This window comes from Paraburkholderia dipogonis (assembly GCF_046027395.1).
In the GTDB taxonomy this organism is placed as follows: domain Bacteria; phylum Pseudomonadota; class Gammaproteobacteria; order Burkholderiales; family Burkholderiaceae; genus Paraburkholderia; species Paraburkholderia dipogonis_A.
Genome location: NZ_JAQQEG010000006.1, coordinates 131,217 through 156,931, shown reverse-complemented (window position 1 = coordinate 156,931; position 25,715 = coordinate 131,217). Strand labels below are relative to the sequence as shown.

At 63.1% G+C, this 25,715-nt stretch carries 21 protein-coding genes and 2 pseudogenes; 15 read left to right on the top strand and 8 right to left on the bottom strand.

Annotated features, from left to right (window positions below):
• Nucleotide 1 precedes the first annotated feature (1 nt).
• The 3 genes from PQR32_RS08450 to accB are packed head-to-tail and all read right to left on the bottom strand — an operon-like array spanning nt 2 to nt 3,413.
• Complete coding sequence (locus tag PQR32_RS08450; RefSeq protein ID WP_408224381.1) at nt 2-1,459, bottom strand: acetyl-CoA carboxylase biotin carboxylase subunit family protein; 1,458 nt, start codon at nt 1,457-1,459, stop codon at nt 2-4.
• Nucleotides 1,456-2,919 (bottom strand): acetyl-CoA carboxylase biotin carboxylase subunit, encoded by a 1,464-nt coding sequence (accC, locus tag PQR32_RS08445; protein ID WP_408224378.1) that lies wholly within the window; start codon nt 2,917-2,919, stop codon nt 1,456-1,458. The genes PQR32_RS08450 and accC overlap by 4 nt, the downstream gene beginning before the upstream one ends.
• Nucleotides 2,920-2,921: 2 nt before the next feature.
• Nucleotides 2,922-3,413 carry an acetyl-CoA carboxylase biotin carboxyl carrier protein gene (gene accB / locus PQR32_RS08440; RefSeq protein ID WP_408224375.1) on the bottom strand — a complete coding sequence of 164 codons (492 nt, stop codon included), beginning with the start codon at nt 3,411-3,413 and terminating at the stop codon, nt 2,922-2,924.
• 150 nt (nt 3,414-3,563) lie between these two features.
• Between accB and PQR32_RS08435 the strand changes: the two genes are divergently transcribed.
• The 9 genes from PQR32_RS08435 to bioB all read left to right on the top strand — a co-directional run bounded on the left by PQR32_RS08435 (nt 3,564) and on the right by bioB (nt 14,166).
• Nucleotides 3,564-3,788 (top strand): biotin/lipoyl-binding carrier protein, encoded by a 225-nt coding sequence (locus tag PQR32_RS08435; RefSeq protein WP_408224372.1) that lies wholly within the window; start codon nt 3,564-3,566, stop codon nt 3,786-3,788.
• A complete protein-coding gene (locus PQR32_RS08430; protein WP_408224369.1) occupies nt 3,785-4,576 on the top strand; it encodes a GntR family transcriptional regulator in 792 nt (263 codons plus the stop codon). The genes PQR32_RS08435 and PQR32_RS08430 overlap by 4 nt, the downstream gene beginning before the upstream one ends.
• Nucleotides 4,573-6,150, top strand: a complete 1,578-nt coding sequence (locus PQR32_RS08425; RefSeq protein ID WP_408224366.1) for a class I adenylate-forming enzyme family protein — start codon at nt 4,573-4,575, stop codon at nt 6,148-6,150. The genes PQR32_RS08430 and PQR32_RS08425 overlap by 4 nt, the downstream gene beginning before the upstream one ends.
• Nucleotides 6,147-7,742, top strand: a complete 1,596-nt coding sequence (locus PQR32_RS08420; RefSeq protein WP_408224363.1) for an acyl-CoA carboxylase subunit beta — start codon at nt 6,147-6,149, stop codon at nt 7,740-7,742. Before PQR32_RS08425 ends, PQR32_RS08420 begins: the two co-directional genes overlap by 4 nt.
• Nucleotides 7,743-7,757: 15 nt before the next feature.
• On the top strand, nt 7,758-8,792 hold the full coding sequence (locus PQR32_RS08415) for an alcohol dehydrogenase catalytic domain-containing protein (RefSeq protein WP_408224360.1): 1,035 nt from the start codon (nt 7,758-7,760) through the stop codon (nt 8,790-8,792).
• Between the two features lie 55 nt (nt 8,793-8,847).
• Nucleotides 8,848-10,440: an acyl-CoA carboxylase subunit beta gene (locus tag PQR32_RS08410; RefSeq protein ID WP_408224357.1), complete on the top strand. Its 1,593-nt coding sequence runs from the start codon at nt 8,848-8,850 to the stop codon at nt 10,438-10,440.
• 82 nt (nt 10,441-10,522) lie between these two features.
• A complete protein-coding gene (locus tag PQR32_RS08405; protein WP_408224354.1) occupies nt 10,523-11,857 on the top strand; it encodes an MFS transporter in 1,335 nt (444 codons plus the stop codon).
• On the top strand, nt 11,857-13,074 hold the full coding sequence (gene bioF, locus PQR32_RS08400; RefSeq protein WP_408224351.1) for an 8-amino-7-oxononanoate synthase: 1,218 nt from the start codon (nt 11,857-11,859) through the stop codon (nt 13,072-13,074). The genes PQR32_RS08405 and bioF overlap by 1 nt, the downstream gene beginning before the upstream one ends.
• A 33-nt stretch (nt 13,075-13,107) precedes the next feature.
• Complete coding sequence (gene bioB, locus PQR32_RS08395) at nt 13,108-14,166, top strand: biotin synthase BioB (RefSeq protein WP_408224348.1); 1,059 nt, start codon at nt 13,108-13,110, stop codon at nt 14,164-14,166.
• Nucleotides 14,167-14,249: 83 nt separating this feature from the next.
• Here bioB and PQR32_RS08390 read toward each other — a convergent pair.
• From PQR32_RS08390 to PQR32_RS08380, 3 genes and pseudogenes are all read right to left on the bottom strand, one after another.
• A pseudogene (locus tag PQR32_RS08390) lies at nt 14,250-14,610 on the bottom strand (TerC family protein); the annotation flags it as partial.
• A gap of 309 nt (nt 14,611-14,919) precedes the next feature.
• Nucleotides 14,920-16,263: a TAXI family TRAP transporter solute-binding subunit gene (locus PQR32_RS08385; RefSeq protein ID WP_408224642.1), complete on the bottom strand. Its 1,344-nt coding sequence runs from the start codon at nt 16,261-16,263 to the stop codon at nt 14,920-14,922.
• A 158-nt stretch (nt 16,264-16,421) separates the two neighbouring features.
• Nucleotides 16,422-16,790 (bottom strand): BON domain-containing protein, encoded by a 369-nt coding sequence (locus tag PQR32_RS08380; RefSeq protein WP_408224346.1) that lies wholly within the window; start codon nt 16,788-16,790, stop codon nt 16,422-16,424.
• Between the two features lie 523 nt (nt 16,791-17,313).
• Between PQR32_RS08380 and PQR32_RS42260 the strand changes: the two are divergent.
• Nucleotides 17,314-17,452: pseudogene (locus tag PQR32_RS42260) on the top strand (NAD(P)-binding protein); the annotation flags it as partial.
• 269 nt (nt 17,453-17,721) lie between these two features.
• Complete coding sequence (locus PQR32_RS08370; RefSeq protein WP_408224340.1) at nt 17,722-18,471, top strand: AraC family transcriptional regulator; 750 nt, start codon at nt 17,722-17,724, stop codon at nt 18,469-18,471.
• 40 nt (nt 18,472-18,511) lie between these two features.
• On the opposite strand, the gene PQR32_RS08365 is transcribed toward PQR32_RS08370, so the two are convergent.
• The gene (locus tag PQR32_RS08365) at nt 18,512-20,089 is read right to left on the bottom strand and encodes a DHA2 family efflux MFS transporter permease subunit (RefSeq protein WP_459252004.1); all 1,578 of its coding nucleotides are present in this window, start codon (nt 20,087-20,089) and stop codon (nt 18,512-18,514) included.
• Nucleotides 20,090-20,368: 279 nt separating this feature from the next.
• Between PQR32_RS08365 and PQR32_RS08360 the strand changes: the two genes are divergently transcribed.
• The 3 genes from PQR32_RS08360 to PQR32_RS08350 all read left to right on the top strand — a co-directional run bounded on the left by PQR32_RS08360 (nt 20,369) and on the right by PQR32_RS08350 (nt 23,333).
• Entirely contained in the window at nt 20,369-21,028 is a 660-nt protein-coding gene (locus PQR32_RS08360; protein WP_408224334.1) for an alpha/beta hydrolase, read from the top strand.
• 190 nt (nt 21,029-21,218) lie between these two features.
• On the top strand, nt 21,219-22,271 hold the full coding sequence (locus PQR32_RS08355) for a rod shape-determining protein (protein ID WP_408224331.1): 1,053 nt from the start codon (nt 21,219-21,221) through the stop codon (nt 22,269-22,271).
• Between the two features lie 264 nt (nt 22,272-22,535).
• Nucleotides 22,536-23,333 carry an alpha/beta fold hydrolase gene (locus PQR32_RS08350; RefSeq protein ID WP_408224328.1) on the top strand — a complete coding sequence of 266 codons (798 nt, stop codon included), beginning with the start codon at nt 22,536-22,538 and terminating at the stop codon, nt 23,331-23,333.
• Nucleotides 23,334-23,444: 111 nt separating this feature from the next.
• On the opposite strand, the gene PQR32_RS08345 is transcribed toward PQR32_RS08350, so the two are convergent.
• Nucleotides 23,445-23,846 (bottom strand): hypothetical protein, encoded by a 402-nt coding sequence (locus PQR32_RS08345; RefSeq protein WP_132377429.1) that lies wholly within the window; start codon nt 23,844-23,846, stop codon nt 23,445-23,447.
• 434 nt (nt 23,847-24,280) lie between these two features.
• Between PQR32_RS08345 and gltA the strand changes: the two genes are divergently transcribed.
• The gene (gene gltA, locus PQR32_RS08340; protein ID WP_408224325.1) at nt 24,281-25,579 is read left to right on the top strand and encodes a citrate synthase; all 1,299 of its coding nucleotides are present in this window, start codon (nt 24,281-24,283) and stop codon (nt 25,577-25,579) included.
• Nucleotides 25,580-25,715: the final 136 nt, after the last annotated feature.

Sequence of the window (25,715 nt, the reverse complement as noted above, 5' to 3'; positions counted from 1 at the left end):
GTCAGCCCTCGGTGCCTTGGAGTTGGATCGACACGCCGGGGCCACGCACTTCAAGCTGCGCATAACGCGCGGCACGGGCGGTGAGCCCGGCAAGGAGTGCATCCGCCGGCGATGTAGAGACGTAGCGCAACGCTTCCGTGCAAGCCGGAGCGGGCAACGCTTCGGGCGCCACACCGCAGGTCTGCGCCAGCACGAGGGCGGCGTCGCTCGCTTCGGGGTGTGCCGCGTGAAGCGCTGCGACCGGGGCTGCGGGTGTCTTCGGCAGCGCGCCGACGCGTTGCGTTAGCCGCGCGTTCACGGCGCCTCGCGTCGCGCCGTGGACTTGCTGCAAGGCGCGGCGCACGCCCGGCCGGAGCTCGGCGTAGCGCGGCATGCCCTGCAGATGCAGCAGCGCCTGTTCGGCAATCGGCCGCGCAAAGGGCGCCAGCATCGGCGGCGCTCCGACGTCGTCGCGCACACGAGCGCACTCGTTGGCGAAGGCGTGCAACTTGTGCTGCAATCCCAGCGCCGCCAGCTGCTGCATGAACTGCGCAGCCATTTCTCCCGGCAACTGGTGCGCGTACGGCGCGAGGTCGAATACCCAGGCGCGGGCCGGCCCAAAGCCGTGGCGATCGGCTAATTCCGCGAGCAGCCGGTCGGCCTCGCCAATGGCGTGGAGCCCCTGATTGGTGATCGGTTGTCCCACGGTCAGCATGCGAAGCGACTTGAGCAGTGTGCCAAGCGCTGGCACGGACGCGCCGTTGGCTAGCGGAGCGAATGCGGTGTCAAGCCCGTCGATGCCGATCCGTACCGCCTCGAGTGCGATCATGGGACCCAGCGCCGTCTGGCAGCGTAAGTGCAAATCGAGCGGTGTGCCCCCGAGTCCGGCACGCAGCGCGGGTAGCAACGTGGCCAGCCGGTCCACGGTCAGCAAACCGGCCTCGTCGCGAAGCATCACGCGGGTGGCGCCCGCCCGTGCCAGGGCCGCGGCCCGCGCGCGCAAGTCGTCGTCGCTGCCCGTCGATTCCTGCGTGTACGGTAGTGCGGCGATTGTCGTCAGGCCGAGTGCCTTGGCCGCCTTCAGCACCGGTGCGATGCGTTCGATCACGACCAGCGGGTCGATCAGCACGATCTCGGAGACGCCGCGCTGCGCCAGTTCGTGCAGCCACAGCGTGGCAACTTCGGTCGAAATCACGTCGATGCCGCGCTTGCCATGTTCGGTCAGCAGCGCCACCGCCGCGCGCAGCGCGACGCCTTGGAAGCGTTCGCGCAGCAGTTCGATGCGCTGCCAGGGATTTTCGCCACGCGCCACACATTGTTGTAGCGTGGCCAATGAGGCGATTTCGATCGCCGCAGGTCCAGCCGCCGCCAGCCGGGTGGCAACGGCAAGCATCATTGGCGTCGTCATTTCGCCGGCCCAGCATGCGTTCTGGCCGTCGGTCAGACTGACATCTGTGTAACGCAGGGCGGGCCCGTTCATGACTTCACCCCGGCGGCAGCTTGCGCATCCGAGGCGGCCTGCCTGGCGGCTTCTTTGGCAGCTTTCTGCACTGCTTTGCGCTGTGGCAGAAAGGTCTCTTCGACCCATCGGGTCGTGACGTTACCGTTCACGAAGTCGTCATGGGCCAGCACCGATTCGTGAAAGAGCGCCGTGGTTGTCGGCCCTTCGACCCGCAGGCCGGCGAGCGCATGACGCATGCGCTCAATGGCCTGTTGGCGCGTAGCCGCATGCACGATCAGCTTGCCGAGCAGCGAATCGTAATAAGGGGGAACGGTGTATCCGGAATAGCAATGCGAATCGACGCGTACGCCTTCCCCGGTTGGCACTTCCCAGCGCGAAATCAGCCCCGGGCGCGGCAGGAAGTTGCGCTCGGGGTCTTCGGCGTTGATACGGCATTCGATCGCATGACCCTCGAGCCGCACGTCGGCCTGTGTGAACGACATCGGCAACCCGGCCGCGACCCGGATCTGTTCAGCGACCAGGTCGAAGCCGGTGATCATCTCCGTCACCGGGTGTTCGACCTGGATACGCGTGTTCATCTCGAGGAAGAAGTATTGGTTGTCGCGCTGGTCGACCACAAACTCGATCGTGCCCGCGCCGCAGTAGTTGGCGTTACGCGTGAGATTCACTGCGCATTCGCCCATGGCCTGCCGCATTGCCGCGTCGACAGCGGGCGAGGGTGCTTCTTCGATCAGTTTCTGGTGCCGGCGCTGGGTGGAGCACTCCCGCTCGCCCAGATAGACCACGTTGCCGTGAGAATCGGCCATCACCTGGATCTCGATGTGGCGCGCACGTTCGATGAACTTCTCCATGTACAGCGTGGCGTCGCCGAACGCGGACTGGGCTTCGTTGGCCGCCGAGCTCATTAGCGATTCGAGTTCGCTCTCGTCCCTGACAATTCGCATGCCGCGCCCGCCGCCGCCGGCCGTCGCCTTAATGAGCACGGGGTAGCCAATCTGCGCCCCGACGCGCCGCGCGTGCGCCAGATCGGTCAGCGCGCCGGATCCCGGCACGCGAGGCACGCCGGCTTTTTCGGCCAGGCTCACTGCGGTGATCTTGTCGCCCATCGCGTCGATGGCTTCGGCGGACGGGCCGACGAACACAAGGCCGGCATCCACGCAGGCGCGCACGAAGGACGAACGCTCCGACAGGAAACCGTATCCCGGGTGCACCGCGTCGCAGCCACTGGACAACGCCGCCGCGACGATATTGTCGGCGCGCAGATAACTCTCAGCGGCGAGAGGTGGCCCGAGCACGACCACATCGTCGGCGATTCTGGCGGCGAGCGTATCGATGTCGGCTTCGGAAACGCCAACCACCGTCTCGATACCCAAGGTGCGGCAGGCGCGGATCACACGCACGGCGATCTCGCCGCGGTTGGCGACGAACAGACGCCGGATGTCACGCGCAGCGACGGGGAACAGACCATTCCTGTTCATATTCAACCCTCCTTCGCCGGCTTGATCAACATCACGATCTGGTCGTGCTGCACCGGTTTTCCATCGCTGATCAGAATGCGCTCGATCGTGCCCGCAGCATGCGCTTGTACGGAATTGAACATCTTCATGACTTCCACCAGACACACGGTGTCGCCTGCTTGCACCACGCTGCCCGGCTCGACGAACGCCGGCTGGTCCGGACTCGGGCGCAAATAAAAGGTCCCGACCATCGGCGCTCTTACCGCGATCAGGCCGGGGGGCACTTCTGCCAGTGGCGCGTCGACTGCAGCCACGGGCACATGGACGGCGGGCGTCGCCGGCTCAATAGCGCGGATGACCTCGGGCTGAGCCGCCGGCTGGCGCATTGACCCCGCCGCGCCGGGTTTTCGGGCGTGAAGCTCGAATTCACCAACTGTGACGTCCAGCGATTCGAGATTTTCGGCAGTGTCCAGGATTTCGAGGATGCGACGTACGTCGGCATGGGAAAGCGTCATGACTTTGTCTCCGCGGTTGTCGGAAGTGTGCGCGCCTTACGTCAGCGCATGGTCGCATTAGAACATGATCACATTAAGATTGTCTACAATCACAATGTAGAATAAAGTGTAGGTATCCGACATGGGTCGGACTAAGTTGAGGGACTTCACATGACGACAGAGACGATTCGATCCGAGATCACCGGCACGGTGTGGAAGATCGTGGCGGAGCCGGGCGTTGCGCTCGAGGCTGACGACACGATCATGATCCTCGAATCCATGAAGATGGAAATACCGGTTATCGCGCCCGAAGCCGGCCGGCTGATCAAGCTTCTCGTCGCTGAGGGCGAACCGGTACGCGAAGGTCAGGAAATAGCGGTCTTTGAAGAAGCATGAGTGCCGGCAAGATGTCAGGCGCGGATTCGCAGGCATTGCCCGACGTGAAGGCGGACCCACCTCCGGTGCGCGCCAAGACGGCGGGTCGCCAGTTGAAGACGCTGCCGGCGCAGATCGCCGAAGGGATCTTCACGGCCATCGCAAGCGGTGAGTACGCGCCGGGCGAGCGCATCCGTGAAGAGATGCTCGCAGAGCAGTTTGAGGTCAGCCGTGGTCCCGTGCGTGAGGCGTTGCGGATCCTGGAGAAGGACGCGGTCGTGCACATCCTGCCCAACCGTGGCGCGCGCGTCACGCAGTTGTCGATCAAGGAAGTCAACGACATCTTCGAGATTCGCAGCAAGTTATCCGGCGTCATGATCGGCCGGCTCCTGGCTGCGGAGGCGGCGTCCCTCGCGACTTCCATCGATGCGGACATTTGCACGCTCGAGGCGCTGGCGCAGGATCCGGACGGCGCCGCAGCTTACTTCAAGACTACCTTCCGCCTGAGTCGCATCCTGCGGGAAGCTTGTAGCAACGAGCGTCTGGCCGAGATCCTCGGTTCTCTGGCGCGCCAGACATTGCGCTACACCCAGTTGGGCTTGGCCACGCCGGCACGGCGCCAGGAGTCGGCGCGCAATTGGCGAACCATGCAAAACGCGCTGACGGCGGCAAATCTGGACGCCGCCGTCGTGGCGGTCGAAGCCCTCATTTGCGCATCGCAGCATGAAGCCATCAGACAGTTGCAGGCAACCAGCGCGGGACATCACGCGGGCAATGCCGCCAGCCAGATACAGGACATTCTTCAATGAGTTCGACAAGAATCGCAGGGCATGCCCTGTCATGGGCCGCGGGCCAATTTCGCGACCGGCCCGCAGTCGTGTTTCGCGACCGCAGTTTCAGCTTTACGCAGATTGAACGGCGCAGCAATCAACTGGCCAACGCGCTCATCGGGCTGGGCCAATGTCCCGGCGAGCGGCTGGCTGTTCTACTTAACAATTCGGTTGAGAGCATCGACAGCCAGTTCGGTGCCGAAAAGGCGGGGCAGGCCTACGTCGCTCTGAACGCGCGCCACACGTTGCGTGAGCATGCGGCGATTCTCAATGACGCCGAGGCGTCAGCGCTTATCGTCGGCGTTGAATTCCGCGAATTGGCGCTGCAGGTCAGGTCTCTTGTTCCGTCGCTGCGCCACGTGATCGGGGTGGGTTGGCGTGATGCCGATGTGCTCGAGTTCGATGCGCTTCTGGCCCGCGCGTCGGACCAGGCCCCGCAACTGCCGGTGCCCGACGACCTGCTGCTGCGCATCGCCTACACATCTGGCACGACGGGCCAGCCGAAGGGCGTCGCATACAGCATCAAACGCTTCGAGGCGCGTCTGGCGAATCATTTCAGTGCAATGGAATACGGCCTCGGCGTCGACGATGCGATGCTTCACGTGGGGCCGCTTACGCACGCGGCCGGCGTGCACCTGCTGCCGTGCTACTTGCGGGGAGCGCGCAACATCGTGGCCGACCGGTTCGATGCCGACCAGGTGCTGGCGCGGATTGCAGGCGATCGCATCACGCAGTTGATGGTCGTACCCACGATGCTGAGCCGCTTGGTCGAGGCGTTGGTCTCGAATCCCACAGCCGATGTGTCCGCGCTGCGCCGGGTGCACTACGGCACCGCGCCTACGCCGACGAGCACGGTTCACGAGGCGTTGGAGCGGCTGGGCCCGATCCTGCGCCAGCAATACGGCATGACCGAGGCCGTCCAGCCTCTGTGCGTTCTGTATCCGCACGAGCATCTGCAGGACGGCCTGCCCTCGACGCGCATCACATCGTGCGGCCGACCGACGATGAACGTCGAGATGACAGTGCGCGACACAGACGGCCATGCCTTGCCGACCGGTGAAGTGGGCGAGATTGCGCTCGCGCATCGGGGCATCGGCGAAGTCGCGTTCTGGCGCAGGCCTGACCTGGAGCGTGAATCAATCCGGGACGGTTGGTATTACAGCGGCGACTTGGGCCGCTTCGACGACGCGGGCTTTCTCTACATCGTGGGCCGCAACAAGGACATGATGATCAGTGGGGGCTTTAACGTCTATGCGCGGGAGGTCGAAGATGCGCTGGAGGCACATCCGGCCGTCGCCGAGGTCGCAGTGCTCGGCCTGCCGAACGCCGAATGGGGTGAGGTGGTTGCCGCATTCGTGGTTCGCCGGCCGGGACAAGCGGGCGACGCCGATGCGCTCGCCCAACATTGCACCACGCTGATCGCCGGTTACAAGAAACCACGCGTGATCGAATTTGTCGACGCGCTGCCGCGTAACCACGCCGGCAAGGTGACCAAGAACGACTTGCGCGACGCCTATCTGGCGCGCCATCCCGACGGAGCAATCTCTCAATGAATACGACACAGACATCCCCGCACGCAACGGATGAATGGGCCGATGACCTGAACGAACTGGCCCAGCGTCGCGCGATCGCGCGAGAGCTGGGCGGCGAGGAGCAGGTGGCGCGCCATCACGCCCAGGGCAAGCTCACTGCGCGTGAACGAATCGACCACCTGGTCGACGCCGGCAGTTTCGCGGAGATCGGTATGCTGGCCGGTGCCGTCAAGTACGGCCCGGACCGCAAGCGGGAACACTTCACGCCCAGCAATGCGGTCGTTGGTATCGGCAAGATCGACGCGCGGCGAACCGTAGTGGCGGCTGACGATTTCACGATCCGCGCTGGTTCATCCGAAGGTTCGGTGTCCGAGAAGTGGATCTATGCCGACCGCTACGCCTGGGAATACAAGCTGCCGATCGTGCGCATGGTCGATAGCGCGGGCGGCAGCGTCAAACTGCTAGACAAGCTTGGACATACCAAGATCCCGGGCTACGCCATGCTGCCGATGACGCAATTGCTCGGCGCGGTCCCGGTAGTCGGCATCGCGCTGGGCGCCTGCGCGGGCCTCGGTGCCGTGCGGGTCGGCTCCGCGCATCTTTCCATCATGATTCGTGGCAAAAGTCAGGTCTTCGCCGGCGGGCCACCGGTTGTGAAGCAGGCTTTGGGCATCGATATCGACAAGGAGGGGCTCGGCGGCTACGACGCGATGCACCGTTTCAGCGGGGCTGTGAGCCTGGCCGTCGACACCGAAGAACAAGCACTGCAGGCCACCCGCCGCTTCCTTTCTTATCTGCCAGGCAATGTGTGGGAACAGCCGCCGCGCGTGGCCTGTGAGGATCCGGTCGATCGCTGCGACGAATGGCTCAATCGCGCCATCCCGGCCGACAAGCGCAAGATATTCCAGCCCCGCAAGATCCTGAAGGCAATCTTCGATGAGGGGTCGCTCTTCGAGATGTCGCCCGACTTCGGCGGCTCGACTATCACGTGCCTCGCACGTCTGAACGGCCATGCCGTGGGCGTGATGACAAACAACCCTATGGTCATGGGCGGTGCCCTGACGCGCGCCGCGGCCTTGAAAATGACGCGCTTCGTCGACTTGTGCGACACGTTTCACCTGCCCATCGTCAACCTGGCCGATCAGCCGGGCGTGATGACCGGCCCCGACGCCGAACGCGAAGGCACACTCTCCGCCGCATTGCAGGCCATGCACGCCATCGAACAATCGGGCGTGCCGTGGCTGGCGATCGTATTGAGGCGTTGCGTGGGTCTCGCCGGCGCCATGCTGAGCCCGTGGCACGGTCCCTCGGGCACGGCACTGCCGAACCGCTATGCGTGGCCGTCGGCGCGCTGGGGGTCGATTCCAGTGGAGGGCGGCGTCGCCGCGGCCTATAAGCAGGACATCGCTGCTGCCGCCGATCCTGTCGCGCATCGCCTCGATCTCGAGGCTCACTATCACGCAATCTCGTCGCCAATGCGCACGGCCGAACGCTTCGGTGTGCTCGACATCATCGAACCTGCGACGACGCGGCCGTTGCTGTGCGCGTGGGTCGAAGATGCGTACCGGGCGACCGGGCGACGCCTCGGTCCTGTTGGCCGGACGATGCGCTGAGCAAGGAGCATTGCCATGAAATCCTACCAACTGTTCAACTGGCAAACCCGGCCGCGCCTGGTGGATGTTCCTCAGCCGACGGCCGGTCCGAATCAGGTTCTGGTCAAGGTGGGTGGCAACGGCTTGTGTCATTCGGATTTGCATGCGGTCGACGATCTCACCTGCTGTCCGCCGCATCTGGATATCGAATTACCGTTAGCGCTGGGTCATGAGATCGCGGGGTGGGTAGAAGCGCTCGGTCCGGGCGTGCAGGGTCTCGACATTGGCCAGCCGTGCGCGATCACGATCGCCGGTTGCGGGCAATGCGTGCTGTGCGCCCAAGGCTGGAACAACTACTGCCGCAGCCGCGGCAAACAGGTTGGCATGGGCCTGGGCGGCGGCCTGTCCGAGTACGTCGTCGCGCCTGTCAGCGCTATCGTGCCGCTGCGCTCGCTCGCACCCTGGCAGGCAGCGCCGCTCACTGACGCCGGGTTGAGTTCGTATCACGCAGTCAAGCGTGTACTTCCTTTGCTCACACCGGGCAGCAGTGTGGTGGTGATCGGCGTCGGCGGTCTCGGCCATCTGGCAGTTGCCGCCCTGAAGGCAATTTGCGCTGCACGTGTGATTGTCACGGACCAGCGCCCGCAAGCGCTGGAACTGGCCATCAGCATGGGCGCTGATCTCGCCATGCTGAGCGGCGATACCGTGGCGCAGCAAATTATCGACGCCACCGCCGGTGCCGACGTACAGGCCGTGCTCGATTTCGTCGGGATGAATTCAAGCATTCAGCTGGCACGTCAGGTGATTCGCCCACTCGGCCATATCGTCGTGGTCGGGCGCGGCGGTGGCTCGATTGACTTCAGCCCGCACGGGTTACCGCACGGTGCTTGCATCAGTTCGACCTTCGGCGGCAGCAAGCTCGAACTGATGGAACTGCTTGCTTTGGCGGAGGGCGGCGGGATTGCATGTCACGTCGAGCGTCACCCTTTGAGTCAGGTGGACGCCGTCTTCGACAAGTTGCGCCGCAACGAGATTCTCGGTCGTGCCGTGATAGTGCCGGACGATCATTGACCGAGCCGAGCAGCGATCCGTTGCACGACTACCTGAAACCCAAAAGGCAATTCACATGAATACCCCAACCACATCGACGAGCCGGGCCTCCAATGCCGCAGATGCCAGCCTCTCTACCTACGAAGAACAACGTGCCCAGCTCGACGATCGTGTCCGCGGTGCACTCGCGATGGGCGGCGCCGCCAGGCTCGAGCAGCGCCGCGCCACCGGCGGCCTGAACGCGCGGGAGCGCATCGAACAACTGCTGGACGCAGGCTCGTTCAGCGAGACCGGCATGCTGGCCGTCTCCGCACTTGCCGCCGATCGCGAGACCTCGCCCGCCGACGCCAAGATTACCGGCACCGGTCGCATCGAGGGGCGACGTGTGGCGGTGGTGTCGAACGACATGACGGTCAAGGGCGCGTCGTCGTCGACCGTCAACATGCGCAAGATCGGCCACCTCAAAGAGACGGCTACCCGAAACGGCATGCCGTTAATCTTCCTTGGCGAATCGAGCGGCTCACGCGTGCCCGACAGCCTGGGCGCGCAGGCGATGGCTGCTGCCGGGCAGGACCCGCAGCAGTACTGCCGCCGCCGCGAAACCCCATGGGTCAGCGCCGTGCTCGGACCCTGTCTGGGCTCGTCGACCTGGTACACCTGCCTCGCCGATTTCGTGGTGATGCGTAAAGGCGCATTCCTCGCGGTCTCGAGCGCGCGCGTCACCTCGCTTGCGATCGGTGAAGCCGTCGATCCCGAAGAGTTGGGGGGCTGGAAGTTGCATGCCGAGCAAACCGGGCTGGTAGACGTGGTCGTCAACAATGACGCCGAGGCGCTGGCCGCGATTCGCCGCTTCCTCAGCTACCTGCCGTCGCACGCAGATGCCCGGCCTCCCAGCCAGCCGGCAGCCCAGGCCATTGCGCCCGACGCGGCCAAGCTCCTCGAACTCGTGCCTTGCGCGCGCAGCAAGACGTACGACATGCGCAAGGTCGTTGCCGGCGTCGTCGATGAAGCAAGCTTCCTCAATCTGAAGGATCGCTTTGGCCGCGCCGCCGTGACCGGTCTCGCGCGGCTGAACGGCGAGAGCGTTGGAATCGTCGCGTCGAACCCGATGTTCAAGGGCGGTGCGATGGACCCTGAGGCTTGCCGCAAGATCAGTTCGTTCGTCGTGCTGTGCGATTCATTCAATATTCCACTCGTCTTTCTGGTCGATACGCCAGGCTTCCTGGTCGGCATCGAGGGCGAGCGGAAGGCCGCGCCCGCGCACATCATGAACATGATCCACGCCGTGCAACTGTGCAGTGTGCCCAAGCTGTCGGTGATTCTGCGCAAGAGCTACGGTCAGGCCTACATCAACATGGGCGGCGGCCGTAACAGCGACGAGGTGGCGGCCTGGACCAGCGCGGACGCCAGCTTCATGGATCCGCAGATCGGTGTCAGCGTGCTCTACGGTATCAAACGGGAGGACGATCCCGCGCGCTTCGATCAGCTGAAGGCCGGACTGACGCGCGACACCTCGGCCTACGCACTGGCCGGCGCGTTCGGCGTGCAGTCGGTGATTGCTCCGCAGCAGACCCGGGCCTGGCTGATCGACGCCCTGGCCACGCATCGCCGCGAGCGCAACGGTGGTATTGGCAACCACGAGATGAGGTCCTGGCCGACCTACATCTGACCGTAGTTCGGTCCCGGAACACACCGTCGTAACCAGAGATTGCCCCGCAACAAATAAGGAGACGCTTGCCATGAAAACCACTTTGTCGGTCGCCGATGCCGACTCTTACTCAGCCGACGCTGCCCGAGTGCCGAGAGCCTATGCGTGGGCGGTGTTTGCGCTCACCTTCGGCTTGATGCTGTCCGACTACCTGTCACGTCAACTCATCGGAGCGGTGTTCCCTTCGCTGAAGGCTGAGTGGGCGCTATCGGACTCGCAGCTTGGGATGCTGGTAAGCGTGGTCTCGCTTGCGGTCGGCCTGCTGTGCGTGCCAATCTCGCTTCTTTCGGATCGTTGGGGACGGGTCAAGAGCATCACGGCGATGGCCTTCGTGTGGTGCCTCGCGACCGTCGCCTGCGGCCTGGCGCAAAGCTATGGACAGTTGCTGTCGGCGCGGATGTTTGTCGGTCTCGGCGAGGCGGCCTACGGTGCCGCGGGAGGGGCGCTGCTCGCGCATGTGTTTCCCTCCAGACAGCGTGCCGCGGTGCTTGGCGCATTCCTTTCGGCGAGTTTGTTCGGCTCGGTCCTTGGTGTGGTCATCGGGGGCTCCATTGCGGCCCAATCAGGGTGGCGCATGGCATTCTTCGCCGTGGGCGCGCCCGGTCTCCTGTTGGCCGCGGTCTATCCGTTCGTGGTGCGCGACTACAAGACGGTCGCATTGACCGTCGAGGGCAAACAGGACGCCGCGCCGCCCCGTTTGAGCATCGCCCAGATCGCGCGCGAAGTGTTCGCCGCACGCTCGGGCAATTTCACTTATGTCGCGAGTGGACTGCAAATGGCGATGCCGGCGATTCTCATTGCCTGGCTGCCGACCTACCTCGGTCGCTACCACGGCATGGACGTGAAGAAGGCCGCGCTGATGGCCGGCGTGGCGGTATTGGCCTCAGGCATCGGCATGATCTTCGGGGGCGGACTGGCGGACCGGCTGAGTGAAGACCATCCGCGGCGCCGGGCGTTGGTGCCGGCCTTCTATTCGGCGGTGACGGCTCTGGTGTTGATCGTCGCGTTCGCCCTACCTCCGGGGCCGTTAGGGCTTGGCTTGATCTTGCTCGGCGCATTGTTCGCCGCCGCGCAGGGAGGCTGTTCCGCGGCCATCGTTTGCGATGTAACCCATCCGGGCGTGCGAGCGACGGTGACGGCCATGATCTCCCTGGCCAACAATCTGATCGGCCTCGCGCCGGGCCCGTTCATTGTCGGCATCCTGTCGGATTTTTTAGGCCTGAGGCTCGCGCTAACGCTCGCGCCGGTGTTGGCATTGGCAGCGGCGATCTTCTTCCTGCTTGCCTCGCGGAGCTACGAGACGGACGCGGCGCGCAATGTGATGCGCGGGGCGAATACGCGCGAGACTTTTGAAACCACACTTACGGACGGTCAATAATGCGACTGCTGGAAACGCTCGAACAGGGGCTGAAACATCTCGATGAAGGCGGCCTGCGTCGTCGACGGCGCACCGCGGATACACCGTGCGCCGCGCACATGACGGTCGATGGCCGGGAAATCATCGGCTTCGCCAGCAACGACTACCTTGGTCTCGCCGCGCATCCGCTACTCGTCGCGGCTATCGCCGAAGGCGCAAAGCGCTACGGCGCCGGTAGCGGAGGTTCGCATCTGCTTGGCGGCCACTCGCGCGCGCACGCACGACTCGAAGACGACCTTGCGGAGTTTGCTGGCGGCTTCGTCGATGCACCGCGCGCTCTTTACTTCAGCACCGGCTACATGGCGAACCTCGCGACGGTGACCGCGCTTGCCGGTCGCGGTGCGGCGCTCTTTTGCGATGAGTTGAACCACGCATCCCTGATCGACGGCGCGCGGTTGTCGCGCGCCGATGTGCGGATCTATCCGCACGCCGACACTGAAGCGTTGAGCACGATGCTTGTCGCGTCAGATGCGCAGGTGAAGGTGATCGTCTCCGATACGGTGTTCAGCATGGACGGCGACATGGCCCCGCTGCCGCGCTTGCTCGAACTTGCCGAGCAGCATGGCGCATGGCTCGTCGTCGACGACGCGCACGGTTTCGGCGTGCTCGGCCCGCAAGGCCGCGGCGCAATCGCCCAGGAGGCGCTGCGCTCGCCTCATCTGATTTCAATCGGCACGCTCGGCAAGGCAGCTGGCGTGTCCGGGGCCTTCGTCGTGGCCCACGAAACCGTGATTGAATGGCTCGTACAGCGCGCGCGGACGTACATCTTCACGACTGCATCGGTGCCGGCTGCGGCGCATGCCGTATCGGTGAGCCTGCGCATCATCGGCGGCGAAGAAGGCGATGCACGCCGCTCGCATTTGCACCAACTGATCGAACGCACCCGCACGATGCTCAAGGCCACCCCCTGGGTGCCGGTCGATTCGCACACCGCCGTGCAGCCGCTCATCATTGGGGCGAACGACGCGACGCTCGACATCGCCGCCGAGCTCGATCGCGCAGGTCTCTGGGTACCGGCTATCCGTCCGCCGACCGTGCCGGTTGGTACGTCGCGGCTACGCATTTCGCTTTCCGCCGCGCATTCGCAAGCGGATCTTGACCGGCTCGAGGCGGGCTTGCAGCAACTGCGCGGAATCGGGCATGAGCAAGCACTCCCGGACCTTGCCGCACCAGGCTAACGCTCAAACGTTTTATTCACGAGGATTGACCGCATGACCCAACTCCAAACCACCTCGACGCAAGCAGCCGCGGCCGTCGCAGACACCGTTGCGTCGGCCGCACGCTGGCGCGTCCTCGACCTCGTCGCGCTTTACGAACTGCCGCTCAACGACCTGATTTTCCGTGCGCAACAGGTGCACCGCGCACACTTCGACGCGAACACCGTGCAACTGTCGACGCTGCTGTCGATCAAGACCGGTGGCTGCGAAGAAGATTGCGCATACTGTCCGCAGTCCGTGCATCACGATACGGGCCTCAAGGCCGACAAATTGATGCCGGTTGATGACGTGCTGGCCGCCGCACGCGTCGCGAAAGAAAATGGCGCAACGCGCTTCTGCATGGGCGCGGCGTGGCGCAACCCGAAGGATCGGCACCTCGAGCCGATCAAGGAGATGATCCGCGGCGTGAAATCGATGGGTCTCGAAACCTGCGTGACGCTCGGCATGCTGGAGACGCATCAGGCGCAGGGGTTACGCGACGCCGGGCTTGATTACTACAACCACAACCTCGATACGTCGCCGGAGTTCTACGGTCAGATCATCTCGACGCGCACCTATCAGGACCGGCTGGACACGCTGGAGCGCGTGCGCGACGCAGGTATTAACGTATGCTGCGGCGGCATCGTGGGCCTCGGCGAATCGCGCCGTGAACGTGCCGGCCTGATCGCGCAGTTGGCGAACATGGATCCGTATCCGGAGTCGGTGCCGATCAACAATCTGGTGCAGGTCGAGGGCACGCCGCTCACCGGCACCGAACCGATCGATCCGTTCGAATTCGTGCGCACGATCGCCATAGCGCGCATTTCGATGCCACGCGCGATGGTGCGCCTGTCGGCAGGCCGCGAGCAGATGAACGAAGCGCTGCAGGCCATGTGCTTCCTGGCCGGCGCGAATTCGATTTTCTACGGCGACCAGTTGCTGACTACTGGCAACCCGCAAGCCGAAGCGGACCGCAAGCTGCTTGAGCGCCTCGGCATCCGGGCGGAAGGATCACCGCCAGTGGAAGTCCCACAGGCCTCCGATATGAAATGCCGACATGAGCAAACTAGCTAACCCGTATGCATCGAGAAGACCTACGCGAGCAATCTGCGCAGGTCTTTTGCGCCCGGCTAGCATAGATCTGATTTGAGGAGCATCTAAGCGCGATGCATCTTTGATTTCGCGCGCCGCGTCAACATGTTCAAGCCTTCGACAAATGCGGAAAAAACCATCGCGGCGTAGATATATCCCTTGGGGACATGCGAACCGAAGCCCTCGGCGATGAGCGTCATTCCGATCATGAGAAGAAAGCCGAGTGCGAAGCATCGCAACGGTGGGATTGCGCTCGATGAAACGCGACAGTGGGCTCGCCGCGGATAGCATGACCGCGACGGCGGCAATCACAGCGACAAACATGATGGGAACGTGTTCTGTCATACCGACCGCAGTCACGATGCTGTCGACCGAAAACACGAGATCGAGAACAAGAATCTGAACGATTGCGGACCACGGCGTGAGCGTTGTGGGGGGCTTGCTTAACGCGTCGGTGCATTTCATTAACACGGCGGACTGGAGGACGCACGTCGGTCTTTGGACAGTCCGAAGTGGAAGGATGCAACGGATCTTGGCAATGGCATCCGTATCTATGAACTTACGCGGTAGAAACCGGGCAGCCGGAGTACGACACCCGTCATGGATGCACAGCAAATGAAACCGGTTGCGATAGGCTGATTGTCAATCGAGGGCGGCTCCCGGCTTCCCGTAAGCAGCTGACTTTGATGAGGACGATGTAGCCCACGGCCGGTCGGAGCAATTTTCGCCGTTCCGCTATTCCGTCTTTTTCCCCGCGACTTGGGAAATCCGGTGCCGTACGACGCTAATTGCCTGTTTGAGGGCGTAGATATCCCGCAGATAACGCTGCGGAGTCCTTATCTGGCTGGCATGCGCGTCAATGCTCTCGATTTCATCGCGCCACTGTGCGATCTGGTCCACGGTCGGGTGCCTGTTTCTCCATATTTCATCTTCCAGCGATTTGATTTCGCGATACCAGACCACGAACCGGTTATTTATCCGAGCCTCCACCATGCGCGGCAACGCTTGCAGCAAGCCTACCAGTAAGGCCATGAAGGGAAGCAGAATCAGCAGGCGCCTTTCAATAAAGCTGGCCAGCCAGAATGGAAGGTAGCGCTGCAGGAAGGGACGACCGGATTTGAAGTAGCGCACGCTTTCGTCGGAAACGGGAAATTCATCGGTGTTCAGGTTGGGAAATGCGCCGAGCGGCGTGAAGTAATCTTCACCGCCGTGGACGGTTTTGGCCGCATCCAGCAGCAGGTAAGCCAGAGCAGGGTGCAGGGTATCTTTGGACACGAGCAGAGCCGTGGCGGCTAGCAGGGTGACATCAGTCTGCGGAAGATCGTTGACGATACTTGTCGACGCGCGCGGGAAAACCACTTTGGAGAGAGACGGAAATTTTTGCACCAATGCATCGGCCTGGGCAAAATTCATCAGTTGCAGATCGCTGTTCAATAGCGTTTTCTGAATCTCGGCGTCGGGCCGGCCGATGAAGAACGCAGCATCCAGTTGTCCGCTTTCGAGGCCTCGATGAGCGTTGACTGCATCCATTTCCAGCAGCGTTGTATTGCTACCAGTGACGCCACTATAGCCGAGCAAGACCTGGGCGACGTTGAGCAGGCCACTGCCGGGTACACCGATGGAGATCTTTTTTCCACGCAACTGGGCCAGGCGGCTGACGATAGGTCCTTTGCGATAGAACACCCAGATCGGTTCATAGGAAACGGCAGCAATGGTCTGCAGGTGGTCTGTCTCTTTCGGACTGGTGGTGCCGGATTGGATAAAGCCCACTTCGTATTCGCTGTCTGGATCCTTCAGCCTTTGATAATTTTCGATAGAACCTGAGGAACTGCGGATATCCAGCGTGATGCCGTCACGCTTCAGGATGGGCGCATAGCGATCCGCGAAGCCGCGATAGATGCCCTGGTCCGCCCCGGTTGTGATGACAATAGTGTGCTGGATGGCGGGCCGGATTACTGTCGCCAGCGACCAGCCTGCGGCGGCCAGCAACAGTATCGTGCCAACGACGAGAAGGCGCCGGCGCCCCGAAGTCAGAGGGGCTTTGTGGCTGCGACGAAGCGCTGGGTTATCCCTGGCCATTGTGTTGTACACGGCACCGTTTCACCCGACTACATCCCTATATGTGCCTTCTGGCGTCCGTGCGACAGGATCTAGCGGGAAGGCGACACAGCGTATGCTCTCAGTCTTGCAGCGAGTTCATCCGGCCGGCGCGCGCCAGCCGACCTGATCAGGAAGGTTTACTGGCCTACCTCTTTGAGTGTCAGAGAATTCTTCACGGATGTAACGCCAGGCACACCCTTCGCTATCTCGCCCGCCTTGTCAATCTGACTCGAGTCGGTGACGGATCCGGCAAGCGCCACTGCACCGCCTTTTGCAACTATGTTGAGCCGGGAAGTGCTGACGCCGCCCTTCGAGAGTGCCCGAAGCACTTTCTTGCTGAGCGCCCGATTCGCCTGTCTGGTGGTTTTCGCGCTTCCGTCGGTTGCCGGCGCCATGCTGGATTGAGTCGATGTCGCAGCGGATTCGCTAGTCTGCGACCACGCATTGATGGATACCACAACGATCAATGCGCCACTCATGAGCTTGAGTATCTTGAATGCTTCCATTGCGCTCTCCAATTGGGCCAAAAATTTCCACACACAGATGCTGGTTCGCCACTGCGGTGCGGCGTGATCATGCCAGCTCGCAGCAGGTTGTTCCCTGCCATGGCACAAACGCTCAGGCCATTGGCCGAGTTCTGAAAGCGGTGTGCATCGCTCACAAGCAATCTAGTTCTATTTTTCTAGCGAAACAATAGGACTAAGGTCTCATTGTAGCTGGCGGAACCAGGGTCGGCGTTGACCCGACGCCGGCCACCCGCGACGTACATATTTTTAAGCATAAGCTACGCAAATAATTCAGTGAGAGCACAGCATCCTGCCTTTGATCTGGATGGAATTTCGGCCGGAATACCACTCCGGCATTTCTGCGTCTCATCCCTCACGCTATCGACGCCTCCGTCTCGTTCGCAGATCTGTGCAAACGCCCGATGTCGGGCAACCTCGATTGCCTCGTCTTCCGTATCGACGTACGAAAGATCACGCTCGATGCGCGTTTCACGATCAACTTCATCGTGAGCATTACGACTATGTGATTGTCGGAGCAGGCTCGGCGGGCTGTGTGCAGGCCAATCGTTTGTCGGCGGATTCAGGCGTGTCCGTGCTGCTGCTCGAAAGCGGTCCGCCGGATCGCAGCGCGCTGATTCACATGCCGCGCGGCATCGGCAAGAAACTGCGCCCGGGGCGGCCCGCTCGTCTGGAGCTATCGGGCCACTCAGCGCAGCGGCCGCGATTCGGAAGACTGGTTGAAAGGGCGCACGCTCGGCGGCTCGAGTTCGGTCAACGGCATGGTCTATTTCCGGCTTTGCTCGCCGGCAATACGGCCGTGCTCAAGCCGTCGCCACACACGCCGTTTTCGGCGCTGTTCGGCGTGCGTCTCTGACCGGCTATGCTAATCTTGCTGCCTTTCTGGCAACAACCGGGCAAAACGGACTCCCTGATGGAGACTTTTGATCCACACGGCGTCGAGCAACCGGCCTTCGTGATCGGGGAGCGCTACGAGACGCTGGACGAACCGTTGGGCGCCTATCGTCGCGCGCGGCTGATCCACGTGAGCGCCGGGGTGCTGATCGTGCGCACCGAGGCCGAGCGCTGGGTCGTGCCGCCGGGTCACGCGGTCTGGATGCCCGCGGATGTGCTGCACCGCTTGTCCGCTGCCAGTCCCGTCGAGTTTCATTCGCTCCATGTGGGCATGGATGCCGCGCCGCTCCCACCGCACAGCTGCGCCGTCGTGCCCGACCCATTGGTGCGTGCGTTGCTGAACGCCGCGGCCGATCTGCCGCACGACCAACCGTTCGACGAACCCGCTGCGCGTCTCGTGCAAGTGCTGCTGGACCGTCTGCCGGGTCTGAGCACAGCGCCGTTAGGGTTGAACTGGCCGCGCGATCCGCGTGCCGAACGGATCGCCGACGCGCTGAGCGCCAATCCGGCCGACGCCGCGGTACTCGAAGATCTGGCCGCGGCCGCCGGCGTGACAGCCCGCACAGCGGCGCGCCTGTTCGTCAAGGAAACGGGGCAAACCTTCGGACAGTGGCGTCAGCAACTTCGCCTGCTGGTTGCGCTGGAACACCTTGGCGCCGGCGCGAGCGTCACGCAGGTGGCGCTCGAGGTGGGCTACAGCGACGTGTCGTCGTTTATCGCGGTGTTTCGGGACGCGTTCGGCGACACGCCTGCACGTTATTTCCGCTGACGCATCGCTGTCGGCATCGGCATCGGCATCGGCATCGCGCTCAATGCGCGCCCGCCGCATCCGGCCCACCACCGCCCTTGGCCGGCCGCGTAATCCAGATCAACGGAATGATCAGAATAAAGATGACGGCCGAGACGAAGAAGATATCGTTCAGGCCCATCATCGCCGCCTGCGTGTTCACGGTGAAATCGAACAACGCATGGGCGGATTGCGGATTCAGATGCAGCAGCGACTGGGTCGAATCGATCTGCTGATTGAACACCGGGTTGTTGAGGGAGGCCTGCTCGGTAAGCCTCTCATGATGCAGCACCGTGCGGTTGTTCCACTCGTTGCCGGCGATCGAAGTGCCCACCGCGCCGCAAAACACGCGAGCGAAGTTCGACACGCCCGCCGCCGCAGGAATCTTGTTCGGCGGCTGGCCGGACAGGATGATCGAAGTCAGCGGCACGAAGAACAGCGCCATCGGAATGCCTTGCAGCAGCGTGGGTATCACCAGATGCCACGTGTCGATTTCGATCACGTATTTCGAGCGCATGTAAAACACGATCGCAAAGCCGACGAATGCCAGCGTGGCGATCACGCGCGCATCCGAGCGCGGCAGCACGCGGCCCATCACCGGCGCGAGCAGCACCGCGAAGACGCCGAGCGGCGCGGTCACGAGGCCGGCATCGACGGAACGGTAGTTCAGATACTCCTGCATCCATTGCGGCAACAGCACGAGGTTGCCGAAGAACACGCCGTACGCGACCGAAATCGCAATCGTGCCGCCGAGAAAGTTGCGCTGCTGGAAGAGCCGCAAATCGACGATCGGATTCTCTTCGGTCAATTCCCACACGAGAAAAAATGCGAAGCTGATCAGCGCGGTGATGCCGAGAATCACGATCACCGGCGACGAGAACCAGTCGAGGTCCTTGCCCTTATCCAGCATGATCTGCAGCGAGGCGACCCACGTGATCAGCAGGCCGAGCCCGACCACGTCGATGGGCGGCTTGCGGGTCGGCGACTCGCGGGTGCGGTAGATCATCCACGTGACGCCGGCCGCGAAAATGCCAACCGGAATGTTGATGTAGAAGATCCACGACCAGCTGTAACTATCCGTGATCCAGCCGCCGAGCGCCGGGCCCGCAATCGGGCCGACGGTCGCGGTCATCGCCCATAAGGCGAGCGCGGTCGAGGATTTCTCCTTCGGATACGAGCCGAGCAGAATGGCTTGCGACAGCGGGATCAGCGGGCCGGCCACGGCGCCCTGGAAAATCCGGGCGAGCAGCAGGATGGGCAGCGTCGGCGCAATGCCGCATAACCACGATGCCAGCACGAACATCAGGATCGCGCCGACGAACAGCTTCACCTGGCCGATGCGTTGCGTGAGCCAGCCGGTGAGCGGAATCGACACGGCATTGGCCGCGGCGAACACGGTGATGACCCACGTGCCTTCATCGACCGAGACGCCGAGGTTGCCCGAAATGGTTGGAATCGCAACGTTCGCGATCGACGTGTCGAGCACGTTCATGAAGGTGGCGAGCGCGACGGCAATCGTGGCCAGCACCAGTTGGCCACCCTTCAGCGGCGGCGGTGGTGCGGGCGGCGCCGAGGCAGGCGCGGAAGTGGGCTGGCTCAAACGGTTCTCCGGATCGGTGTGCCGCGGACAGGCTGCGTGGCTGTTGTATTTCATGCCCGCGCGATGCGTCGGGCCGCAGGTCCGCTGAATGCTCGCAAAAGCATACCTGTATTCACGTTTGGACGTCATCGGCGCGTGCAAAGGCGAGGGCGAAAACAAATCCGGCAGCGTATGCTCGCGGCTGAGGCCGCACACGGCCGCACGGCGAGATCCATCGCCGCGCCTGGCACGGTGCGTGCGGAACGACCATCCACGAATCAACAAATAGAAGGAACGAATATGGCCTGGGAGCAATTCGAACACGGCTGGCGGCGCGCACCGGAGACCGCGCCGGCTAAAGGGCTGGTGGTGCTGATGCACGGCGTCGGCAGCAATGCGCGCGATCTGATGCCGCTTGCGGATATCTGGAGCGAGAGCCTGCCTGACGTGGCCTTCACCTCGCTCGACGGCACCGACGCCTTCGACGGCGGCTTCGGCGGACGCCAGTGGTTCAGCCTGCGCGACGTCAACGAAGGCAATCGCGAGGCCCGTGTCGCCGCGGCCTACCCGGCGTTGCGGCGCATGCTCGAAACCGAATTGGCGCACTGGCAGGTGTCGTTCGGGCGCCTTGCGCTGGTCGGCTTCTCGCAAGGGTCGATCATGGCGATGCACCATGTGGCGACCAGCGCGGACGGCGCGGCGGGTGTGATCGCGTATTCGGGGCGGCTCGCCTCGGTGATCGTCGCGCAGAACGGCACGCCGCTCACGCTGATCCACGGCGAGGACGACGAAGTGATCCCGGTGCAGGAACTCGAATACGCCGCCGACGCCTTCAATAACGCCGGCTACACCGTCGACGCGTATGCGCTGCCCGGCATTGGTCACACGATTAACGCCGACGGTGTCGCGCTCGGCCAGGAGGCGCTGGAACGCGCGCTGGGCGCTTTGTCGCGCGATTGACACAGCCCTGATGAAAAGCGGCGCTAAAGCTTCTGATCTGGTTGCCGTTAACTGCTCTTAAGCATGAGAATCACCCCCGCCGCGCGGACCGCGGAACGCCCGACCAGGCGGCCCAAGCGGCTCGGGTGACCGGGGGCGCATTTTCCAGACTGCCCGGTACGGGCGGATAACGACACATCAGAGCCTTCCTATGGCCAGACCGACGCCGCATTACCCGCTGTTCGATCGCTTGTTCCGTCATGCCGTGACGGTGGACCTCGGCACGGCCAACACCCTGATCTATACCGACGACGGCGGTATCGTGCTGAACCAGCCGTCCGTCGTGTGTTTCCAGAAAGAGGCCGCCGACCGGCCGAAACGCGTCGCCGCCGTGGGCACCCAGGCGCGCCAGCTTCTGGGCCGCGCGCCGTGCAACCTCGAAGCCGTGCGGCCGATGCGCCACGGCGTGATCGCCAACTTCTCCGCCGCCGAGCACATGATCCGGCAATTCGTCGACATGGCGCGCCTGCGGCCGCTGTTCAGCCGCCGCGCCGCGTTCACCTTGTGCGTGCCGGCCGGCGCGACCCAGGTCGAGCGTCGCGCGATCAAGGAAGCGGCCGTGGCGGCCGGCGCGTGGAAGGTGAGCCTGATCGGCGAATCGCTGGCGTCGGCGGTCGGCGCGGGTTTGCCGGTGTCCGAGGCGACCGGTTCGATGGTGGTCGATATCGGCGGCGGCACGACGGAAGTCGGCGTGATCGCACTCGGCGGCATGGCGTATAGCGGCTCGATCCGCGTGGGCGGCGACAGCTTCGACATGGCGATCGTGAGCTACGTGCGCAATCTATATGGCGTGCTGCTCGGAGAGCAGACCGCTGAACACGTCAAGAAAAACATCGGCTCAGCCGTGCGCGACGTGCCGCGCGAGCATATGAACGCGACCGGCCGTAGCGTCGACGACGGCTTGCCGCGCACGGTTCAACTGAGCAACCACGATATCGCCGATGCGATCGAGGGGCCGCTGCGTCAGATGATCGGCGCGGTGAAACGCGGTCTCGAAGAGGCGCCGGCCGAACTGGTGACCGACATCGCCAACAACGGCATCGTGCTGACGGGAGGCGGTGCGCTGCTCGGCAACCTGAGCCGCCGCCTGACGAACGAGATCGGCCTCGACGTGCGCGTCGCCGATGAACCGCTGACCTGCGCGGTGCGCGGCGCGGGCGCGGCGGCCGCCGCCGGTCTGCTGGACGAGTTCGCTTACGAATGATTTCGCGCGGGGCTTGTCGTGTTGCTGCCGCCGTCGGAACGGTTGCTTCCGTTCGCTGAAGCGGGCCGCCACGCCGATCGGCTGGCTATGTGACAATAGGCTTCGCGTCCCAAATCCAGGGACGCACTTTCGCTCCCCATTCCATTTCGAGCCGACAGCGCCGTACTCGGGCGTTGCCGCGCTGTCCATGAACCACTCGTGAATCGATCCGCTTCCGCTGCGTCTTCTTCGTCATCTTTCATCGAACTGCGAAGCGGTTTGCGCATGCCTTACGTAGAAGCCGGCGAGGGCGAACCGCTGCTGTTCGTGCATGGCTCGCTGTGCGACTACCGTTACTGGCAACCGCAACTCGCGGGCCTGTCGAAGCACTACCGTTGTGTCGCAGCGAGTCTCACGCACTACTGGCCGGCTACCGATACCGAGCCTGGCCTGCCGTTCAGCTGGAGCAAGCATGCCGACGAAGTGGCGGAATTCATCGAGCGTTTTGGCGTGGGACCGGCGCACGTGGTCGGACATTCGCGTGGCGGTTGTGTGGCATTTCATTTCTCGCGGCGCCATCCTGAGCAGGTGCGGACGTTGACGCTCGCCGACCCGGGCGGTCCGTTGCAGATTGCCGGACGCCCGCCCGCGCGTTTGCCGGAGCCGGTCAATGCGTTACGCGCGAAAGCGGCGCAACTGATCGAAAGCGGTGAAGTGGAGGCCGGCTTGCAACTGTTCGTCGACTCGGTCAGCCGGCCCGGTTTCTGGGCGATGAGCACACCGGGCTTTCGCCGGATGGCGACCGACAATGCGCACACGCTCGCGCGTCAATTCCGCGATCCATTGCCCGCCTATGTTCCCGAGGAAGCCGCCGAGGTGCGTTGCCCGGTTCTGCTGATCGACGGCGAAAAGAGTCCCGACATGTTTCGCCGTACCGCGGCCGCGCTGCAAAACTGGTTGCCGGACGCGCGCCGCGCAACGGTGCGCGGCGCGTCGCACGGAATGAACCTCGCGCATCCGTCGGCGTTCAATCGCTACGTCGACGAATTCATTCGTTCAGTGAGCGAGCAACGAGCGCCATGAGCGCGTAATAAACGTGCAATCAATGCACGGCGACGCCGCGCCGGGTGGCTCACGCTCGCGATGATGATCCGCAAGCTGGCTCGATCCCGGCAACACTTCAAACGCTCGACCTCATGCCTTGCGATGCGCGTCTTTATCGAGCGCGCGTTCCGCCGCTTCGCCCACTAGCCCGTGATAGTACAGATGCACGCCGATCGCGAGCGAGTCGTTGCGAATTTCGTGGAAGGCTTTCCACGCTTTCACGGGGTCTTTGAACAGCAGATAGTGCGCTTCCTGCGCGATCAGATCCGCGACTTCATGCAAACCATGACCGTGCAGCACGTTCACGAGCGTATCGAGGCTGCGATGAGTGCGCGCGTCCGTGCGCGGGTAGAGCATATGCAACACCGCCACGTCCTGCGTCTTCAGTGCCGCCGATAGCGCGACGACGATGTCCTGGTGATTCAGCGCGGTGACGATGTTCTCGTCGGTGTGGACGTGATCCGGAAACAGCGTTTCGAGAGAGGCGTTCATGTGGTCCTTCCTGTTCTTTTGGCTGATTAAAAAGGCCCGCCGTAGGACGGCGGGCCAAACACAGCGATGTGTTCGCAGGGGAAGCAAAACACGAATGCAGTATCGCAGATGCACCCGTGCCTCCGCAGCCTGACTGCCGCAAAACATTGTTGCAGTAAGTGCTCAACTTTCATTTAGCTAGCAGTGGGTGCTGACGGGCGCGACCGGTTTGCTCGCGCCGCGCCGTTGCGAGTTCTCCCGGCGACGTCAAGCCTCGTAAGACGAAATGCCGGCAACGAATGTTGCGCCAGCCGAGATGCATTGTTGCGGTCAATCGTCGCAATCCGGGGCCCGCTGGACCTTAAAATGCTCCGCGGAGCCTGAGCATGCCAAAGCGCCTATGACGATCGAGCATGCCGGCACGTGTGCGATGTGAAAGTAAAAGGAACGTGTAGATGAACTCGAAGACACACGCAACGCTGAGCTTTTCCGACAGCGACCAGACTATTGATCTGCCGATTTATCAGGGCACGCTCGGACCGGATGTGATCGATATCCGCAAGCTGTATGGCCAGACCGGCAAGTTCACGTATGACCCGGGCTTCATGTCCACGGCGGCATGCAACTCCGAAATCACCTATATCGACGGCGACAAAGGCGAGCTGCTGTACCGCGGTTATCCGATCGACAATCTGGCGCAGAACGCCGACTTCCTCGAAACCTGCTACCTGCTGCTGAAGGGCGAATTGCCGGACGCGGAGCAGAAGGAAGAGTTCGTCAAGACCGTCACGCAGCATACGATGGTGCACGACCAGATGCACTTCTTCTTCCGCGGTTTCCGTCGCGACGCGCACCCCATGGCGATTCTGGTTGCCGCGGTCGGCGCGCTGTCGGCGTTCTATCACGACTCGCTCGACATCAATAATCCGCTGCACCGTGAAATCTCCGCGATCCGCATGATCGCGAAGCTGCCGACGCTGGTGGCGATGGCGTACAAGTACACCGTGGGTCAGCCGTTCGTTTTTCCAAAGAACGACCTGTCGTACAGCGCGAATTTCATGCGCATGATGTTCGCGAATCCGGCGGAAGAGTACAAGGTCAACGACGTGCTGGTGCGCGCACTGGACCGTATCCTGATCCTGCACGCGGACCACGAGCAGAATGCATCGACCTCGACCGTGCGTCTCGCCGGTTCGTCGGGCGCGAATCCGTTCGCATGTATCGCAGCGGGTATCGCGTGTCTGTGGGGCCCTGCGCACGGTGGTGCGAACGAAGCCGCGCTGAACATGCTGGAAGAAATCGGCTCGGTCGACAACATCCCCGAGTTCATCGCGAAGGTGAAGGACAAGGATTCCGGCGTGAAGCTGATGGGTTTCGGTCACCGCGTCTACAAGAACTACGACCCGCGTGCGAAGCTGATGCGCGAAACCTGCCACGAGGTGCTGGAAGAGTTGGGCCTGCACGACGACCCGCTGTTCAAGCTCGCCATGGCGCTCGAAAAGATCGCGCTGGAAGATGAATACTTCGTGTCGCGCAAGCTGTACCCGAACGTCGACTTCTACTCGGGCATCGTGCAGCGCGCGCTGGGTATTCCGACGGCCATGTTCACATGCATATTCGCGATGGCGCGCACGGTCGGCTGGATTGCGCAGTGGAACGAAATGATCGCCGATCCGGAACAGAAGATCGGTCGTCCGCGTCAGCTTTTCGTCGGCGAATCGCAACGCGAAGCCGCGCCGCTGGCGAAGCGGTAAGCGTCGCCGCGGCCACCCGCCCGACGCCCGCGCGGCGCTCTCACGAGGAGCGCCGCGCCATCCCTCTGCACGTCCTGTGCCACTGAAAAAAACCGAAACTCCCCTGTGATAAGTTCGTCTGACGCGGACAGACCCT